Here is a 19,654-nt window from a genome sequence, read left to right as displayed (position 1 = left end):
CCATTTTACCCTTTACTATGATCCATACTTTATTATCGGAAGTGTTGTTACAAAAATCAACCAGCCCGCTTGCTATGCGCTTCATTTTTGTCGTCTCATTACTGCTGTTTTCTATGGCCGTTTCCGCTCAGGAACGCGTAACGATCAGCGGTTTTGTGAAGGAAAAAGGCAGCCAGGAGCAGTTGCCGGGGGTTAATGTGTACATTGAAGGCACACCCTACGGAGCAGTTACCAACACGTATGGCTTTTATTCCCTGACCGTGCCGGCAGGCGACAGCGCAATGCTTTCCTTTTCATTTGTTGGTTATGAAAAAACGGATTTACGCGTCAGTCTGACTAAAAATCAGGAATTGAGTATTTTCCTGGCGACCATTAATCAACTGGAAGAAGTGGTCGTTTCGGCGCGTCGGCAGGAGGATTATGTGAGCCGGTCTGTACAGATGAGCCAGATTGAGATTCCGATTGCGCAGTTGAAGAAAGTCCCTGCCTTTTTTGGCGAAAAAGACGTCTTACGCGTGCTCCAACTCATGCCCGGCGTTCAAAAAGGGACCGAGGGACAGACTGGTTTGTATGTGCGTGGCGGCGGGCCCGACCAGAACCTCATTATTCTCGACGATGCGGTTGTTTACAATGCCAATCACCTTTTCGGCTTCTTTTCCATTTTCAATAGTGATGCATTAAAAAGTGTGGAGCTCACCAAAGGCGGATTTCCGGCTCGCTATGGCGGCAGGCTCTCCTCGGTTTTGGAAATGAACATGAAAGAAGGAAGCAAGGATAAGCTGCACGGCGAAGGCGGGATCGGGCTTATATCGTCCAGACTTACACTGGAAGGACCCATTTCAAAAGGAAAATCTTCATTCCTGATCTCAGGACGCAGGACTTACATTGATTTGCTGGCTTCTCCATTTATTAAGCAGTCTCAAAAGGGCGATGAAAGCCAGGTAAGGCCAGGTTATTATTTTTATGATCTTAATGCAAAGATGAACTATGATCTCGGCCCTAAAGACAAGCTTTATGTAAGCGGATATTTTGGCAGGGATAAATTTTATGTAGAAGAAAAAAGCCCTGATTCCGAAACCCGGGCTGGCCTGGACTGGGGCAATGCAACGGCAACCATGCGCTGGAACCATCTGCTGAGCCAGAAACTCTTTGTTAACACATCATTCATTTTCAGCAATTTCAATTTCGGCGTTTCCAGTTATTCCAAGGACATTAACGGCGATGGAACGGTGCAGGATGAGTTTAGTCTGGAATACGATTCACGGATCAGGGATTTCGGCTTAAAAACCGATTTTGATTTTTATCCGTCTGCCAAGCACGCGATCAAGTTTGGAGCACAGGTTACGCAGCATAAATTTATCCCTTCGGCGCTAGCAATTGAGGGCTCTTTTATTGATAATCCAATTGAAAGATCTGCAAAACCGATCAATACATTTGAGGCCGGTGCTTACGTGGAAGACACCTGGCAGCCGTTTGAATCACTGAAAATGAACGCCGGCTTCCGGTTAAGTGCATTTCAAACCCAAACAAAAACCTACATCCGCCCCGAACCACGGTTTTCGGCGGCATTAAGGCTTGCAAAGGACTTTTCCGTAAAGGCCTCGTATGCCCAGATGAACCAATACGTTCATTTGCTTTCCAACACCGGATTGGGCCTGCCAACGGACCTTTGGGTGCCCACAACCGACCGCGTTGCCCCACAGCAGTCGCAGCAGGTCGCGTTTGGTTTTGCCAAGGATCTGGAACGGCCCGCGCTTACCTTGACGTTGGAAGGCTATTATAAAGACATGAACCACATCCTTAATTACAAGGAAGGATCTTCGTTTTTGAGCATTAATGGTGAAAATGCCAATGAGCTGAGCTGGGAAGACAATGTTACAGCTGGAAAAGGCTGGTCGTACGGAGGTGAATTTTTAATTCAGAAAAAAACAGGCAGACTTTCGGGCTGGGTAGGATATACATTGTCGTGGACCTACTGGAAATTCCCTGAACTAAATTTTGGTAAAACATTTTTCCCACGTTACGACCGCCGCCACGACCTTTCGGTGGTTGGGATCTATGAGCTGACCAAGCGCATAACCATCTCTTCCACATGGGTTTACGGCACTGGGAATGCACTAACATTGCCTATTGCAACTTACACAGGCGTGAGTGACAATTTCATCACCCGGATAAACCCGAACGGCAAACCGGCCATCGGCTGGAACGGCCCTATGGTAAGCGAATACGGCGCAAAAAACAGTTTCCGTGCAGAGCCTTTTCACCGGATGGATTTTGCCATTCAATTCCGCAAACAGAAAAAACGGCATGAAAGGACGTGGGAGTTTGGTGTGTACAATGTTTACAATCGCAGAAACCCGTTTTTCTATGATATAGATAACGACGACGCGGATACAGGAACCAGCACCAACAACAAAAACACGCTCAAACGCTATTCACTGTTTCCGGTCCTTCCCTATTTCAGCTATAATTTTAAGTTCTAATTGCGCCGCCATGAGACTGCATTCTATCATTATTATACTCATTTCAATTTGCTTCTCAGCCTGCGAATCGCTGATTACGGACATTCCTGCGGATAAGCTGCCGAGAACAGAATCCAAGCTTGTTGTACAATCATTCATTTCACCGCAATCGCCGCGCATTAATGTGGTGGTTACGGAATCTGTTCCGCTCTTTACGGATTCAGGGAATAAGGGAGGCGTTGTAAGAAATGCATTGGTAAAAATTTCAGACGGGACCAAAGAAGTGGCCATTCCTTTTGATTCCGCCAGCACATTATACAGCATTGACACATCAGTTTTTCCCATTATAGCAGGGAAAACTTATTCACTTTTTGTATCTGACGGCAACCGCGTAGCTACCGGCGTCTGTACAGTTCCTGCGGCCCAGGTACTGGCCACTTCTTATAAGCTGGACACTTCCTTTTCGAGCAATATTTTTGAACAGGACACCGTGTTGACCGTCCAAATGAGCTGGACCGACGCTCCCCGGGATACCAATTATTATCGGGTAAGAAGCTCCGTTGATCTGGAATATAGTGTTGTTGAAGGCACAAGCGCGGAAACATTTAAAGAAAGGCGGGTGAAAAACCGTTTCAATTTTAATTGGGATGAAACCATCGGCCGTAATGATTACCAAAGCGATGCGAACCTGGATGGGGCTGAATTCACTTCACCCTTAGGCCGCACTGTCTTGCCGAATGTGATCGTTTACGATTATGGAAACGGCAATAAATTCACGTTGTATCCCAAGGCGAAGATTGCGATGGTAATGCTCGAAATTTACAACACCGACGTCCACTATTTCAAATATCACCGGTCGCTGGAAATGCGCGGCACTTCGGATAATCCATTTATCGAGCCATCTTTGATTTACAGCAATATCAGCGGCGGCCTTGGTTGCTTTGCGGCCTACAATTCCGGGCAGGTTACTTATCGTCCCTGATCCGGGAAACGCGCTGCATTCTACATTTTTGGCAAATTGTGGTCAAAGCACCTCAAAATGTTCATCTCTTTTTTACAACAATAACAGGAAATCTGTGCATTAATTAAAGCAGGCGCAATTTACCGGGAGTGACGCTGCAAGGCATACTTTTTTCGTGCGTCTGATTCAAAAAGCACCACTATGCGTTTCTGCCGTTTTGAGGCAGCTGCCTTGCGGTAGTAATATTTGACTTTCAACAATAAAATTATCGATGTCAATTGTTGGCATTCGAAAGAAATACTAACCTTAAACCACTTTGTTATGGACTTGCAAGGCTCAGATCAAGATAAAGAACAAAAAAGACATCCGTCCAATAAAAACATGGACGAACCGGATACGCTTATTGAAACGCTCGAAGACTTACAGGCAGAGGGTTATACCTACGATTTCAATATGACCGCACACGCATTGGAATTGCATAAAGAGGACGGCATTTGCCTGACCCTTTCACCGGAGGACTTCGATATTATCAAGGTTTACCGTTTTGAGGGAATGACCAATCCATCCGATATGTCGATCCTCTATGCGATCGAATCGAAAGACGGGCTAAAAGGCACATTGGTAAGCAGTTATGGTGTTTATGCAGATGCGATGTCCAATGAGATGATCAAGAAACTCGATACGCGCAGCTCGTTGATCGTGCATCATCCGGAGGAAGATGACATGGCGCATTAAGCCCATTTTCGGCCGTTTAGACCATTAGTTCAGATTAAGATGTTACTTTGCCATAGAGATGGCCGGGTAGCATCTTTTTTTGTAGACCAGCATTGCATGAAAGAGATTTTTGAGTTGGAAAGGTTTCTGATGAACGACCTGCCTTACAAGTTCCTGGCAGAAGTGGTTGTGCGTTCAACGATCATGTTCGTAATTCTCCTGACCGCGCTTCGCGTGACCGGAAAGCGGGGGGTAAGACAGCTTTCGGTCTTTGAAACCGTCATTATCATTGCGTTGGGTTCCGCAGCCGGAGACCCGATGTTTTATGAAGATGTGGGTGTAATTCCTGCCCTTGTTGTATTTACGACCATTATCCTGCTTTACAGGTTTGTAACCTGGCTTACAGGGAAAAGTGTTTGGTTTGAAAAACTGATTGAAGGCAAAACGGTCTGCCTGATCAACGAAGGCCGGTTTTCCATCAGCGCATTTAAGAAAGAAACATTGGCACAAGATGAATTTTTCTCCGAATTGCGCGTGAAAAGTATCTCACATTTAGGACAGGTTTGCAGCGCTTATCTCGAACCCTCGGGAGAAGTCAGCGTCTTCTTTTATCCTGATAATGAAGTCAAATACGGCTTGCCGCTGCTGCCAGACCTTTATAATGCGAAGAGCAAGAAGATCTTCAAAGATGGATTTCATGCCTGCGCGTTTTGCGGAAATGTTGAAAAATTGACCATAGGGGAAGCCATTTGTCCGGTATGTGAAAGAGAAGAATGGGTTTTTGCCATTAAGACATCCAGATTAAGTTAGTAAAAACAGCCCTGTGAGCTGGCACGGGTATTTAATCATGTTTAACAAAAAAATTTAAACGCATACTATTATGCATATGGTAGAATTGACCGACGACTTAATAAAATCTGCCGAGGAGCGATCTGCCGGGCAGGCTTACCCTTATTTCGTCAAAAACCTGAAAGCCATCGGTGTTGACAATTATGAAATTAAGGTAGGAAACCACAGACGTACTTATACATCCGTTATTGGTGATAAGCTGGTGATTGAAGGTGACATTCCGGAGTTTGAATGTGCAGAAACATTCGAGCTGGAAGCTGTGAAAACAGCCATCAAACGCAATCAGGAGGGGGTTACCGACTATCCTACATTCCTGCGCGAAATAGGCGCTGCGGGCATACACACATATGTGGCTGACCTGGCGGGAATGAAGGTTATCTATCAGGGACCCAATTCGGAATATGAATATGAAGAAGCGATTCCGGAAGTTTAAACGGATCTGATACGCTTGTTCATTTCGTGTAAATGATCGTCCGTGAAATCCAGGTGGGTAACAAAGCGGACGAGGTTTTTTCCAAAAGTCACAGCCAGGATTCCCTGCTGCGCCATTTTATTTACATAGTCAATCTCTGAAATGCCTTCGCCGAGCCGGATAATGACAATGTTGGTGTCAACAGGAAAAATCTCTTCCACTTCGGGCAAATGCCGGAACATTTCACCGATAGCCCTTGCCCGGGCGTGATCTTCTTTGAGCCTTTCAACATGATGATCGAGCGCATACATGCCTGCCGCTGCCAGGAATCCTGCCTGACGCCAGCCACCGCCCATTACTTTACGGAAACGTCTTGCCTTTTTGATCACTTCATGTGTCCCCAAAAGCAGCGATCCAACCGGGCAGCCCAATCCTTTTGAAAGACAAATACTAATGCTGTCAAAGGCCTGACCATATTGCAAAGGGCTTTCACCCGTTTCAACCAATGCATTGAAAAGCCGTGCTCCGTCGAGATGCAGGGGAATGTGTTTATCCTGACAAACCCTCTTAATGGCTTCAATTTCGACTAAATCATAATAACAGCCGCCGCCTTTGTTCATCGTATTTTCCAGTGAAACGAGGCGGGTTACCGTTGAATGAATGTCGTGCTCGGGGCTTATCGCTCCTTCAACTTGCTGTGCTGTGAGCCTGCCACGATCGCCGTCCAGCAGTTTCACGGACGACAGCGCATTAAGCATGATGCCACCGCCTTCGTATAAGTAAATGTGCGAATATTTGTCACAGATCACATCGCTGCCCGGTTGTGTATGCACGCGGATCGCCAGCTGATTGGTCATTGTTCCGGACGGACAGAAAAGTGCTTCTTCCATGCCAAAAAGCTTTGCTGCCTTTTCCTGCAAGGCATTCACCATCGGATCATCGCCCAATACATCGTCACCCACTTCGGCCGCCCACATGGCTTGCTGCATTTCCTTCGTTGGCTTGGTGACTGTATCGCTGCGCAGGTCAATTTTCATATTCGGACTCAGATTTTAAATAATATGCAAAAGTATGCGCATATATTGCGAAAAAATCGGGATAATGGAATTTGAAGCTTATTTAAGGTTAAAAAAAATTGATCCGCAAACATTCAGCACGGTAGACCCCGACCGGTATGCGGAATGGAAAGCGCTGTTTGTCACCATGCATCCCGAAAGTTTTACCGCGCAAAAAAAATTCCTGGTCAACGAAATCCGGAGACGCTATCATTTGAAAGAAGACGTTTCGAAGCCGCAATAACTTAGCCTTTCATATCTTCCATCAGCTTCATTAGTATCCCAACTGTTTTTTCGGTTTGTTCCTTACTCGGCGTCGTATCCCAATTCCCGACGATCCCATTGCTGCCAATGTAAATGCCGTCTTTCCGGGAAATGAAGTTTGCACCCTGTGTATACAACTTGTAATTCACGTCACTTTGCGGGATCAGGCAAGAAAGCTGGCCGGAAACGGGCGTCAATTCCTGATCATTGAATACGGGTTTTGCACCGAGCCCCATGCAGTTTACCACCACTTTTTCGGGTAATGCATCAATATCTTCCAGTTTTTTGATCTCGTGGATTTTGACTTTGCCGCCGAACATGACAAAATCTTCCAGCTGATGCCGTAGATAACTCGGAATGTTAAACATTAAATTCGTCCGTCTGGTAACGTGGTCCGCTTTGAACGGATGTTCTTTTGCTTCGAGCTTTACGCGTTCAGGGATCAGACCGTGTATTTCAAAATCCTCTCCGCCGGCGCCGGGTGTGTAGACGGGCATTTGTTTAAAAACCCCATATTCTTCTGCCCAGCAAGCAATGTCATTCAATCCCAGAAAGAACTGAAACCGGCGGAACGAAAAGCGTGTTGCCTCTTCCCAAACCGCCTTGAACTCGGGCTTAGCCACCTTTACATCGCAAACCCGCGAAGCAGGCGACCATGTTCCGGTTGCCAGGTTACTGGTAATGTTTGGGGGAACGTCCTTCGTATAAATGGTTACTTCGCAACCGCTTTCCTGCAAGAGACGCGCCGTTGCAATGCCCACTGTTCCGCAGCCTATTACGGCCACTTTCTTTTCGTTGGTTGCGAGCACATTATTCCGCGCAATGTTCCCTGTTCCCCACGAAAGTGACCAGCCGCTGCCGCCATGCCCGTAGTTATGGACAATGGTTTTACTGCCCAATTGCTCCACGTCCAATCGCGGCCCCGACGCCCTGAATGGCCGCAGACCAACCGTTTCCTTCACAATGCGATCCATTGAAAGCCGTAATTTTGGAATCTGATGATAACCGCGGCCAATGTGGAAATGCTTGTCCGGGTAATATAGCTGGGTTTTGGGTGCACAGGATGAGGAAATGGTGCCTAATGCAAAACTGGCGGGAATAGCTTTCTCGAAAAAGTTTCTGCGGTTCATTAAGGATGGAATAGAAGGTGATACACTTGAAAAATAGCGAGGAACATTAGTTTTTACAAATATTCTATTGAACCATTTACTTTAACCCAAACATTATTGCAGCTATTACAGATTAATACAATTATAACGCACCATTGTCATACGCAACCTTCCATATCGAGCGCGGATTAAGGCGCTGAAAATTTTGAAGTGCGTTCGATTTAGGTAACTTTCCGATATGAACATTCACATTATAGACACTGGCTTCTTCAAACTGGACGGCGGCGCAATGTTCGGCGTGGTCCCTAAATCGCTTTGGAACAGGCATAATCCGGCTGATGAAAAAAATCTTTGCACCTGGGCCATGCGCTGCCTGCTCATTGAAGACGGCGGAAAACTGATTTTGATCGATACCGGACTCGGGAACAAACAAGATCAAAAGTTTTTCGGACATTACGACCTGCACGGAGACGCCAGCCTTATTGGCTCCATCAAAAACTGCGGCTATGACGTTACTGACATTACAGATGTTGTCCTGACGCATTTGCATTTCGATCATGTAGGCGGTGCCGTGCGATACAACCCCGACGGGTCACAATTGCTTCCGACATTTCCGAATGCCGTTTACTGGTCCAATGAAGCACATTGGGAATGGGCTGTCGACCCTAATCCGCGCGAGAAAGCTTCTTTTTTAAAAGAGAACATTTTTCCCTTGCAGGAATCCGGTCAGTTGAAGTTCATTGAGAAAGACCAATCTCCTTTTTCCAACATTGCATTTATCCACGTGGATGGTCACACCGAGCAAATGATGCTGCCAGTGATTCAATATAAGGACCAAAAGATCATTTACGCTGCGGATCTGTTGCCATCTTCTTACCACATTCCGCTTGCCTGGATCATGAGTTATGACATGCGTCCACTTGTTACGATGCAGGAGAAACAGGAAGTTCTGCAAAATGCCGCAGCAGAAAAGCACATCATATTATTTGAGCATGATCCCGTTTTTGAAGCAGCCGTTGTGGAGCAGACAGAAAAAGGAATTGCGATTCGTGAGCGCGGTGCATTGAGCACATTTATCAGCTAATGTTATGAAAATCGGTTTGGTTTTGTCCGGTGGCGGGGCACGTGGTATTGCACACATTGGTGCAATAAAAGCATTAATGGAGCATGGAATTAAGCCCGACGTGATCAGCGGGACAAGCTCCGGCGCATTTATTGGTGCTATGCTGGCGCACGGTTACACGCCCGACGAGATCATTGAAATGATCATCCAGACCAGTTTTTACCCCTATATCCGCTTCGGCTTCGGCGCGAACGGGCTTTTGCATATGAACAAGCTGGAAGCCGTACTTCGCAAATACATTCCCGAAAACACATTCGAATCCCTGAAAACCCCGCTTGTTGTAACAGCAACCGACATTGTTTCCGGAGAAGAATTGCAGTTCCGAAACGGCGAACTAGCCATTCCGGTGCTAGCTTCATGCTGCATCCCGGGCCTGTTCAGCCCTATCCGCTTTCAAGGCCGCGAACTGGTGGACGGTGGCGTGTTGAACAACCTGCCCGTCGAGCCCATTATGGAAGAAGCCGACTTCATCATCGGCATACACTGCAACCCATTTACGCTGGACAAGCCGCTTAAAAAAACCACAGAGCTCGTCTACCGCAGCCTCATCCTGGCCATGCACAGCAAGACCAAGGAACGCTTCAAAAAATGCAACCTCCTCATCGAACCCCCGGAACTAAGTAAGTTCAGCATTTTCGACTTCCGAAAAGCCGGGGAGTTGTTTGATGTGGGTTATGGTTATACGAAGCGTCTATTAGAAGAAACCGAGGTTATAATTGAATAAAAATCTAATCTCCAAGCTTCCTAACAACCCATTCGCCCACCTGAACGCCTTGCTTTTGTCCGTTTTCTATGGCATCCATGAAGTGGATTCCTCCGTAGAAGCGTGACATGCCGGATTCTTCGGCGGCGGCTATGAATGATGGGAATTTGCGGGCTTTCAGGCCGAAACGTTCTTCGACCGTGTCGGTGTATTCAAATTGGTTGCCGAAATAATGGGTTAACACAATGGCCGAGGCGGATGAGATGACGGAATGGCCGCTGAGATATTCCGGGAAAGGAGGTGTTTGTAAAAATGGTGTCCAGGTTGGATCAATGTATTTTCGGATGGCTGTTTCGGGGCGTATGCGGTTGCTGCGGAATTTTTCTTCCCAGCAGGTCATAAAGCCATCCATTAATGCAATGGCGACGGAAGTGTTTACCAGCATTGTTTTGGAAAAATCGGCCTTTGCTTGTTTGCAGGCAATGTTGGTAATCCCCATCCAGTGCGCCCCGGGCGAAATTTTCTTCATCCCTACCAGCAAATGTCCCTTATTCTCCAAGGCAAATGGGTTACAATCCCAAAACGCAGCCATAACCCTGTGCTCAGGCTCCTTTTTATCGTCGTAATTGAGCTTCATTAGTTTGAAAAAAGCAGAATTCTTGTCCTCCGAAAAAGCAACGGGCGGCAGGGGACGGAACTGTGCGGAAGAATCGAGCGTAAATGGCCTTACGGTCTCAAAATAAGGCTCCACGGGCGGAAAATAGCCCGGAGGCGTCGGATACCAGGCTCCCGGGGTTTGGCTTGGTTCGTATCGGGGAAAATTGCTGATCAGATTGTACTTGTCTGCTTTGGCATATTTCAAAATCTGCTTGCTGATAGCCACTGCATACTCCTGCGAGCCGGCGATCATTTCTTCACTAACCCCCTCATTCCTGCACGAATCGAGCAGCCGGGCTTGATATGTCTGCAAAAGCGAACCGGAAGGCTGCATTTTCTTCGCTGTTTCGAGCATCGCCAGCATGGCACTGAGCTGGTAAGAAAACGCGGCTACCGCAGGCTTTTCCATTTTCGGGTAATCGTTCAAAACGCCATGCATGCTTTTGTAAGCGGTGTCATTTTGTGAAACGACTTCGTATCCTGCCAGGCACGCATATGCGAAGAACCGGGCGCTAAGTGGCGGATTGGTCACATCATGGATCATGACGTCCGTCATTTGCAAGGTCATATTCCCGATCTCATCCGGACTGATGTTGGCCGGCGCATCCTTCTTGCAGCTTGCAAAAAAACAGATGCCGACAATGATCAGCCAGCCCTTAATTAACTTTGCCAATTTGATATGCTTTAATTTCTTGTTGATTTATTCCAAACAACAGCTTGTTACCTATCGGCAGCACGCTTCTTACATCTCCTTTTAAATTGAAGCCGGACTTATCTTGTTTAATGTAAGCAAACTGGCCTTTACCATTTCCTTTTAACAAAACACCGAAATTCGCGTCATACTTACCAAACCGCAGCCTAGCCTTGCTCACATTGCCGCAAAGGAGCAAATCCTTGTTCCCGTCTTTGTCAAAATCAACAGCCGTAATGGTGTACACGGGAGAAATCTGGGATTGGAAGGGAAGCTGCTTTTCGGTGAACTTGCCATTCGTGCCTTGTTCGAAATAGGCGGTTTTCAGGTAATTGGCTTTCAATTCCTTTGCTCCCGCAAGTTCGTCCGCTGTAAATATTTCTTTCGTTGTTGCATCAGCGTAGCCTTTGTAATCCTGAAAACGCGTTCGCATAATGCTCATTTGGTCCAGCATTTCGTCACGCGTTACATAGGGATAGCTTTTGCCCTGAATGTAAAAACTCATGATCGGATCTACGGAGCCGTTGTCGTCAAAATCTTTGTAAATCATTTCAACGGGTTCTTCGTCACTGGCTTTACATTGGCTGTTCAGACCTAAATTTCCTATTACCAGATCTTCCTTACCATCGCCATTTAAGTCGGTGAGCAATATTTTGTTCCACCAGCCGCTGTATTGTTTATCAAAATAACTGGTCGTTTTGTTTTCCAGTTTACCATTGACATTGATATAAACCGTGACCGGCATCCATTCGCCTACCACGATCAGATCTGGTTTTTTATCAGCATTCATATCTGTCCAAACCGCATCCGTCACCAAACCAATGTTTGCCAGTTCGGCAGACACGCTGGCTGTCTTGTCGGAAAATTTGCCTGAGCCGTCATTGATCAGCACATAACTTTTTGGTGTTTCGGGATAACGGCCCGGGATCACGCGACCGCCCACGAAAAGATCGGGTTTACCGTCACCATTAATGTCTGCAACGCGCACACAGCTTGTGCTTGTGATCATTTTGGGCAATGCGCCTGCGCTTTTGGTAAAGTTACCTTTGCCATCATTTAAATATAAACGGCTTTGCAGCAACGGATCTTCGGGCATGAAGGCGGCATAACCTCCACTGCAAACGAACAAATCCTGAAAACCATCGCCATTCGCGTCGAAGAACGCCGCATCCGTGTCGTCACTTTGTTTGTCTGATTCAAAAGCCGCCACTGGTTTGCTGGTAAAAGAACCGCCTTTTTGCTGTAAATAGAGCTTTCCGGCTTCCCCTGAGCCTCCGCCTGCGTAAATATCCTCCAAACCGTCACCATTTACATCGCCTTTGACCAGGCAAGGGCCCGAAAAAGAAATCGGGTTAATCAGCAACGGCTGTCGTTTAAAATCATTCGTATTACTGGCCTTTCCACTATATGCGATCGGTGACTGAACAACATTGTAGAGCGGGTTGGCAGATTCCGCATTGGGTTTGGCCAATTTTGCATTTGTTTCATTTAATGTCAAAAGCGCATTCACCTTAGGTTTAAGCACGCTTTCGCGCTTACCGCTGAGCCATACAATTTGCAGGGAATCAATGCTTTCTTTGCCCAAACCAAAATGCAGAACCGGCGAAACGCTCGATTGGTAACCGCGTGTGGGCATTTGTTCCAGATATTGTTTTTGGCCTTTGTTATAGATGGTAACCTTCGCTCCTATGCCCAGCTTATTGGCCTTCTCACCTTCCAGTTTAATCTTCAAATAGTTGTTTTTCAAAAGCTTATCACCATCATTCTGATAGATGAAGGCGGGCTTGTTAATGTTATTGACGATCAAATCCAGGTCGCCATCATTGTCAAGATCGGCATAAGCTGCGCCACCGCTGTTTGAAATCTCTCCTAATCCCCAGTTGTCGGCAACATTGCTGAATGTCAGGTCCTTTTTGTTTTGGAAAAGATAATTTTTCATGTTGGAGGACGGCATTTGATACACCATATTGAGCACATCCTCGCGCTTCACCTGTCCTTCGATACGCTTCAAATGATCGCCCATGAACTTAACAAAGTCCATATTCGTAAAATCACGAAGGTTACCGTTAGTTATAAAAATGTCTTTCCAGCCATCATTATCGTAATCAGCAAACAGCGATGCCCAGCTCCAGTCGGTGTTGGAAACCCCGGATAATTGCCCCACTTCCGAGAAAACAGGCAATTTGCTTTTTCCGCCCTGCCCCTGGTTAAGTTGCAGCATATTGCGCATATACTGGTGATTAAAACCCATCTTGACATTGAAATCAAACAACTCATAATTATCCAGGCCAGCTAGTAACTTCTGTCTGCGGTTGTCCTCAGGCAACATATCGAGCGTGAAAATGTCGGGCAAACCATCATTATTGAAGTCTGCAATGTCATTGCCCATGGAGGAATGGGACGTGTGGCCGATGGATGCATTCAGCACGTCGGTAAATGTGCCGTTTTTGTTGTTGATATATAAAAAATCGGGAACCGAATAGTCGTTCGAAATATACATATCCTGCCATCCGTCCTGATTTACATCGGCTACTCCAATGCCCAGGCCGTAAGTAAGGGGCGAACTTTGAATGCCTGTTTTCTTGGTAATGTCTGTAAAGTAAGGTTTTCCGTCTGCTTTGGGGTCATTCCTGAAAAACCGCACACCTGTAACCGGATCGTCCTTTTTAAGCAAATCGGCTGTGCTGGCTTCATCCAGGATCGGTAGTGATTTTGGATTGTGATTCAATAAGAACAGATCCATATCACCATCTTTGTCAAAATCGAAAAAGGCGGCTTGGGTGCTGTTACTAGGCGCACCCAAACCATATTTTTCAGCCGATTCTTCAAACTGCGGAATGCCGTTTGCATCATTTCCTGTATTTATAAAAAGCTGTCCTTTAAGACTTTCCGGCGAGACGTTCCCTGAATAACAAATGTAAATATCCAGCTTGCCATCACCGTTCACATCCGCCATGGTAACGCCCGTTTTCCACGGACGCTCCCTGCCTCCTACGCCCGCGAGTGCAGTAATATCTTCAAAAACCATCCGGCCTTTGTTAAGATAAAGCTTATTGGGCACCATGTTGCCGGTGAAGTAAATGTCGTCAAGCCCGTCACCATTGAGGTCGCCTGCTGCCACTCCGCCACCATTATAAAAATATTCGTACATCAACACATTGGTATTCAGTCCTTCTGTTAATGTATTGGCAAAATCGATTTTTGTTTTTTCGGCAGGTAAGAGGGTAAACAAAGGTTTCTGGCTTGTGCCATCTTTGGGCTTATCGGAATCTGCGGATTTATCACATCCCACAAAACCAAGACTCATTGCCAGCAACATCATTCCTGGGGTCCAGGATTTTATTCGCTTCATAATAGGACCACGAAGGTTGAACTGTATAGAAAAAAAACTATGCCTTCATAACGAAGACATAGTTCCACAAATTTACTAATAAAGCGAGGACTAACTATTTATCATAACCCGGATTCTGCACCAGTTTTGCATTTCTGTTGATCTCATCACGACTGAACGGACGGAAGTACATTTTATCAGCCCATGTACGGTTTTCATGCGATTTCTCGACAATCGGCGTATAAGTGTAAGTATATACATCTGTATCGTAATGATAAGGCTCCTTCATCGATTTGCCTGGTTTGAATTTGCCGAGCACGTTGATGTATTCCAATGGACGGCCCAATGTTTCTTTGGCGATCATCCAGCGGCGTGCATCATGGTAACGTTGCTCCTCATAAGCCATTTCAATTCTTCTTTCGTGACGGTAAGCATCTTTCAGCGCAGCACCTGATACTTTCAGTGCAGGCATACCGGCACGGAAACGGATCTTGTTCAACCAAGCCAGTGCTTCTGCATCCTGACCCAATTCAATGCTCGCCTCAATGTAGTTGAAAACGGACTCCGTAATACGGATGAATGGCCAAGGAATGTTCTGACGATCGGTGTTGTCGTACAATGCAGGGTTTGGATCTATAAACTTGCGCATGTAGTAACCTGTGCGGCTTCCGTTCCAGTCTTCGATAGAGCTGCTGCGGGTATCCAACCCTTTGCGGTTGATCAATGCTCCTTTGTCGTCCAGAAGGTCATAAGCACCGGTCTGGATCTGGTTTGCAGGATCCTTTGCATCGGAAGGGCGTGGTTTCCAGCCTGCGCCATCATACATGACAGTAGCGTAGAAACGGGGGTCACGGTTGTTGTAAGGAGCCGCAGCATGCGCTGGATTGGTCCATTTGAATGCCGTTCCGTCCATCAGTTCGTAATCATCCACCAATGTTCCGATCGGCGTGTTTCCAGCCCAGTTGTGGTAACCGTTCGGTCCGTTGTTCAAGCCTGTCTGACGCGCGCCTTCACCCAAACTTGGTGTGAAATAACGGCCGAAAAGGATTTCACTCGCAGCAGAAGGATCGAGCGTTTTATCCGCACTTGCACCCGCCATTGCGATAGAAATGTAGTTCAGCTTTCCTGCCGCAGCCGAAACGGGAGCAGTCAGGTTCAGCTTGTAAGCATTGCCTGCACCTGCATCAACAACCGCTTTTGCAGCAGCTTGTGCAGCCGTCCAGCGCGCCTTACGGTCGCCGGAAATATATCCCAAAAATTCAGGATTCGGATAAGCAGCAATCACAGCTGACTTTGCCTTTGCAGTAGGAATGTCGTGCAGATCACTTGCAGCGTACAACAACACGCGGGATTTCAAGGCCTGAGCAGCAATTTTAGAAGCGCGGCCTTTTACAAGTGTTTTGCCATCCAAAAGCAATGCTGCACTGTCACAGTCACTTACAATAGCCTGGATGCATTCGTCCCAGGTGTTGCGGGGAACGCTGTAATCTTCGTTCAGCGCATATACTTTCTTGATCAACGGCACAGCACCATAGTAGCGCGCCAATTGCTGATAGTAATATGCTCTCAGAAAATAAGCCTCTCCTTTTAAGCGCGCCTTCAGCGTCTCATCCGTAAATGTTGAAGTTTGCAGGTTGGCAATTGCAAGGTTAGCAGCCCGGATACGTGTATACATGGGCCCCCAGCCATAAGTGTCGTCCACCCAGCCTAGGTTGGACGGGCTCAAACTGCCTTCGTTCACGGTGTTAATGTTCCGGCCTGTGTGGGTGAACACGGCTTCATCTGTCAGCGAAGCAAGCATTTGCTCGCTAAATCCGCCTTGTTGAAGTCCCGCGTAAATACCCGTTACAAAACCTTCCGCAAGCGCACCATCCTTCCAGACTTCGTCGGCCTGGATTTCAGTAGGAGGCGTTACATCCAGAAACTCAGTGTCGCAAGACGATAATCCAGTCGCCGTAAGCAACGCAATTAAGATTATACTTTTATATTTCAATTTCATATTCGTTGTCTTTAAAATGCTACACGTAGACCGGCATTGATAATTCTTGCCTGTGGATAGTACTGGCCGCTGTTGGTAGTGGATTCAGGATCCCAAACCTTGATCTTGTCAAAAGTGAACAAGTTCAATCCGTTTACGTAGATGCGGAATTTGCTCAGGCCGATTTTGCTTCCCAATTCTGAAGGCAGGTTGTATCCGATCTCAACGTTCTTCACACGCAGGTAATTATTACTTTTCAGGAAGTAGTTGTTGATACCAGCTTGTCCTGTGTTGGTATAATACCGGTTGTTACGGTTCGTCAAACGTGGATATTCACTTGTTGGGTTGTCAATTGTCCAGCGGTGATCGTAATCGTATTTCAGATAGTTACCAATGTCTCCTGATTCCGTAAGACCTACGATCTGCAAACCTCCCAATGTTCCCTGCATCAATACAGAAAGATCGAATGCTTTGTAACCAAGGTTGATTGACGCACCACCTGTGAAATATGGACGCTGTACTTTCTCAGTTCTCAAACGGTCGTCAGCACTGATTTTTCCATCTCCATTCACGTCTTTGAACTTCATGTCACCAGGTCTCAGGTTGCCCGTGATCGGCGTGTAGTCCAGCTTGTTTCCATCGATCTCACCCTGATCTTTAAATACTCCGTCGAACTGATACACAAGGAATGAGTTATAAGGCATTCCGGTCGAACGCTGATAAGAAGGTGCGCCCGGTGTTTCATCCCAGTATTTGATCCTGTTTTTGGCATAACCACCATTCACACTTACAGAATATCTGAAATCGTCACCCGAATTGCCGTCGTAGCTCAACTTGAACTCCCATCCTTTATTTTGCAGTTTTCCAAGGTTTTGAGGAGGAAGCTTTCCATCGATACCCGCAGAAGAAGGCGTTGAACCCGCTTTCGGGATCAGAATGTTAGAACGGTTGTTTACGAAATAATCAAATTCAAATGCAAGCTTGTCGTTCAGCAATGTTCCTTCAATCCCGAAGTTGGAGTTGTTGGCAACTTCCCAGGTGAAGTTCCTGTTGGCAACACGTGCTTCCAGCAGAGATTTAGCCACCTGATCGTTGATAATGTAGCTACCAAAGCCCATTGTGGACAGATACTGATATTCAGCAAGCGTTTCTGTTCCAAGGAAATAAGGCTCAGCACCCATTTGTCCCCACGATGCACGCAGTTTTACGTTATCAACAACTTGCGAAATGCTGTTTTTCCAGAAACTTTCTTCCGAAACTCTCCAACCCGCAGAAACCCCCGGGAAGAAACCGAAACGGCCTTCTTTTGGAAATACATAAGATCCATCTACGCGCCAAAGGAATTCAGCAAGATACTTTTCTTTGAAGTTGTAACCTGCACGACCAAAATAGCTCAAACGGGCACGTGAGAACAAGTCACCATTGTTTGTCCCTGAGTTTCCAATGTTCTGCTCAGGCGTTCCACCAGCAAACAGCTGATCCACAACCGGTGAAATGTAGTAGCGACGGAATGCGAAGAAACCATCAGCATCCACTTTTTCACGCTGCACACCCGCCATAACATTGAAGTTATGCGAGCCGATTGATTTCTCGTAAGACATCTGGCCTGTCAGCTGGATAGACAATTCTTGGTAGGAGCCTTCTGTCAAACGCGGATCTTTGAAAGTAGAACGAACTGTTCCTGTAAGCAATGGTGAAGTGCCATCCGCTTCATAGGTTTTCTTATCCCAGAAATACAATGTCCAGGGCGTTTCGAAGTTTTTCTGACGGCGGATTTGCTTATCCAATGCTGCCATGGTGTTGATTTTCAACCCTGGTACACCTGGAATCAGAATTTCAAGACCTCCGTTTGTTTGGATATAATCTCTTCTGTCGCGCTCGTAACCAGTTGTGTTGGTTGTGATAACCGCTGGGTTTTGACCATTTTCAATGTCAGGACCTGCTTTTCCATTAGGCCAGATCGCTATTTCAGTTGGCTTACCACGCATCAGCATCCGGAAGATCGGACCTGCATCGTTACCACCGCTTGGATAGTTACGATCTTCTTCACGCAATGTAAGGCCCACGTTTGCAGAAATGTATTTGTTGATTTTTGTATCCAAATTGATACGCATATCATACTGCTTGTAAGCGGTCGCCGTGTTTTTGTAGTAACCTTCCTGGTTGATATAACCCAAAGAAGCCAGATATTTAATGTTCTCGCTACCACCTGTCAATTGCAGATTGTGACGCTGCTGCGGTGCCCATTTGCGGATTACCGAGCCGTACCAGTCTGTGTTGGGATGAAGCAAAGGATCGCTTCCGTCATTAAACTTCTTCATGTCATCCGGGTTAAAAACCGCATTGATGACGTTTCCGTTGTCTTGTCTTTTATAAGAACCCGTCGTGTTAAAGCCTGTCAAAGCGTTTCCCCACTCTCCTACCTGGAGGTTATCATAGATCTGCAATTCGTTACGGATCGTAGCGTATTCAGAAGCGTTAGCCATTTCAGGTGTTCTTGTTGGCTGTGAAGCACCGAAGTTCATGTCATAGGATAACTGTGGCTTGCCTGTTTTTCCACGTTTGGTGGTAATCAGGATTACCCCGTTACCCGCACGTGAACCGTAAATCGCAGCCGCAGCATCTTTCAGAACCGAAATGCTTTCAATGTCCGCAGGGTTAATACGGTCCAAACCACCACTCCGGTTAGGAACGCCGTCCACAACGATCAGTGCATTGCTGTTACCCAGCGAGTTCGTACCGCGGATACGGATGGCAGAACCATCGTTTCCAGGCTCACCGCTTGCTTGTACAGCCGAAATACCAGGCAGACGACCGCCCAGTGTGTTGGATAAGTTTGCGGCAGGCGCTTTTTCAAGCTCTGCTCCCTTTACTGCTGTTACAGAACCGGTTAGGGTTGCTTTTTTGGCAGTACCATAACCTACAACCACAACCTCGGTTAATGCTTTGGTGTCAGAAACAAGTTTGACATCGATATTTGATTTGCTGCCGACCGGTAATTCCTGTGTCAGATAGCCGATGAAAGAGAAGACCAATGTGCCTTGCTTGTCGGCTGCCACCGAGTAAACGCCCTCATTGTCAGTGACCGTTCCGGCTGTGGTCCCTTTCACCACCACGCTCACGCCCGGCAAGGCCACTCCTTGATCATCTTTGACTGTTCCCTTCACCACATTCTGGGCGTAAGCCCCTACTACTGCGATCAGAGCCAGTAAAAGAGAAAAAACACATCGCGATGCAGCACGAGATGTCCATCCAGTAGAAATTCTCATAGATTGAAATTTTGATTATATAATAGAATTAAAAAAAGTTGCTTAACCGTATAAGCACGGAACGTAGAGACAGCCA

General features: G+C 46.6%; 14 protein-coding genes. 8 read left to right on the top strand and 6 right to left on the bottom strand.

The features are described from left to right. Positions 1-74 precede the first annotated feature (74 nt). From LZG74_RS04920 to LZG74_RS04900, 5 genes are all read left to right on the top strand, one after another. Positions 75-2,483: a TonB-dependent receptor gene (locus LZG74_RS04920; protein ID WP_233796327.1), complete on the top strand. Its 2,409-nt coding sequence runs from the start codon at positions 75-77 to the stop codon at positions 2,481-2,483. Positions 2,484-2,493: 10 nt separating this feature from the next. Next, entirely contained in the window at positions 2,494-3,444 is a 951-nt protein-coding gene (locus LZG74_RS04915; protein ID WP_233795482.1) for a DUF4249 domain-containing protein, read from the top strand. A 300-nt stretch (positions 3,445-3,744) separates the two neighbouring features. Beyond that, on the top strand, positions 3,745-4,158 hold the full coding sequence (locus tag LZG74_RS04910) for a hypothetical protein (RefSeq protein WP_233795481.1): 414 nt from the start codon (positions 3,745-3,747) through the stop codon (positions 4,156-4,158). Positions 4,159-4,254: 96 nt separating this feature from the next. Continuing rightward, positions 4,255-4,947 carry a DUF421 domain-containing protein gene (locus tag LZG74_RS04905; protein ID WP_233795480.1) on the top strand — a complete coding sequence of 231 codons (693 nt, stop codon included), beginning with the start codon at positions 4,255-4,257 and terminating at the stop codon, positions 4,945-4,947. A 70-nt stretch (positions 4,948-5,017) separates the two neighbouring features. Next, a complete protein-coding gene (locus LZG74_RS04900; protein ID WP_233795479.1) occupies positions 5,018-5,419 on the top strand; it encodes a DUF1398 family protein in 402 nt (133 codons plus the stop codon). Here LZG74_RS04900 and LZG74_RS04895 read toward each other — a convergent pair. Then, positions 5,416-6,435: a low specificity L-threonine aldolase gene (locus LZG74_RS04895; protein ID WP_233795478.1), complete on the bottom strand. Its 1,020-nt coding sequence runs from the start codon at positions 6,433-6,435 to the stop codon at positions 5,416-5,418. The genes LZG74_RS04900 and LZG74_RS04895 overlap by 4 nt on opposite strands. Positions 6,436-6,499: 64 nt before the next feature. Here LZG74_RS04895 and LZG74_RS04890 point away from each other — a divergent pair, with 64 nt between their 5' ends. Further along, positions 6,500-6,697: a hypothetical protein gene (locus tag LZG74_RS04890; protein WP_233795477.1), complete on the top strand. Its 198-nt coding sequence runs from the start codon at positions 6,500-6,502 to the stop codon at positions 6,695-6,697. Position 6,698: 1 nt separating this feature from the next. Here LZG74_RS04890 and LZG74_RS04885 read toward each other — a convergent pair whose 3' ends face one another. Further along, complete coding sequence (locus LZG74_RS04885; RefSeq protein WP_233795476.1) at positions 6,699-7,847, bottom strand: FAD-dependent oxidoreductase; 1,149 nt, start codon at positions 7,845-7,847, stop codon at positions 6,699-6,701. 217 nt (positions 7,848-8,064) lie between these two features. Here LZG74_RS04885 and LZG74_RS04880 point away from each other — a divergent pair, with 217 nt between their 5' ends. Both LZG74_RS04880 and LZG74_RS04875 read left to right on the top strand, forming a co-directional pair. Beyond that, positions 8,065-8,910 carry an MBL fold metallo-hydrolase gene (locus tag LZG74_RS04880; protein ID WP_233795475.1) on the top strand — a complete coding sequence of 282 codons (846 nt, stop codon included), beginning with the start codon at positions 8,065-8,067 and terminating at the stop codon, positions 8,908-8,910. A gap of 4 nt (positions 8,911-8,914) precedes the next feature. Further along, on the top strand, positions 8,915-9,673 hold the full coding sequence (locus LZG74_RS04875) for a patatin-like phospholipase family protein (RefSeq protein ID WP_233795474.1): 759 nt from the start codon (positions 8,915-8,917) through the stop codon (positions 9,671-9,673). Positions 9,674-9,677: 4 nt separating this feature from the next. Here the strand turns inward: LZG74_RS04875 and LZG74_RS04870 are convergent, their stop codons facing one another. The 4 genes from LZG74_RS04870 to LZG74_RS04855 all read right to left on the bottom strand — a co-directional run bounded on the left by LZG74_RS04870 (position 9,678) and on the right by LZG74_RS04855 (position 19,578). After that, positions 9,678-10,982, bottom strand: coding sequence for a vanadium-dependent haloperoxidase (locus LZG74_RS04870; protein WP_233795473.1), 1,305 nt, complete (start codon positions 10,980-10,982; stop codon positions 9,678-9,680). Then, positions 10,966-14,352 (bottom strand): VCBS repeat-containing protein, encoded by a 3,387-nt coding sequence (locus LZG74_RS04865; RefSeq protein WP_233795472.1) that lies wholly within the window; start codon positions 14,350-14,352, stop codon positions 10,966-10,968. Before LZG74_RS04865 ends, LZG74_RS04870 begins: the two co-directional genes overlap by 17 nt. A 94-nt stretch (positions 14,353-14,446) precedes the next feature. Beyond that, on the bottom strand, positions 14,447-16,330 hold the full coding sequence (locus tag LZG74_RS04860; protein ID WP_233795471.1) for a RagB/SusD family nutrient uptake outer membrane protein: 1,884 nt from the start codon (positions 16,328-16,330) through the stop codon (positions 14,447-14,449). A gap of 11 nt (positions 16,331-16,341) precedes the next feature. Next, positions 16,342-19,578, bottom strand: coding sequence for a TonB-dependent receptor (locus tag LZG74_RS04855; RefSeq protein WP_233795470.1), 3,237 nt, complete (start codon positions 19,576-19,578; stop codon positions 16,342-16,344). Positions 19,579-19,654 lie beyond the last annotated feature (76 nt).

The organism is Dyadobacter sp. CY327 (assembly GCF_021390415.1).
In the GTDB taxonomy this organism is placed as follows: domain Bacteria; phylum Bacteroidota; class Bacteroidia; order Cytophagales; family Spirosomataceae; genus Dyadobacter; species Dyadobacter chenhuakuii.
The sequence above is the reverse complement of the archived record's forward strand: the minus strand, read 5'-3'. Positions and strand labels throughout refer to the sequence as shown.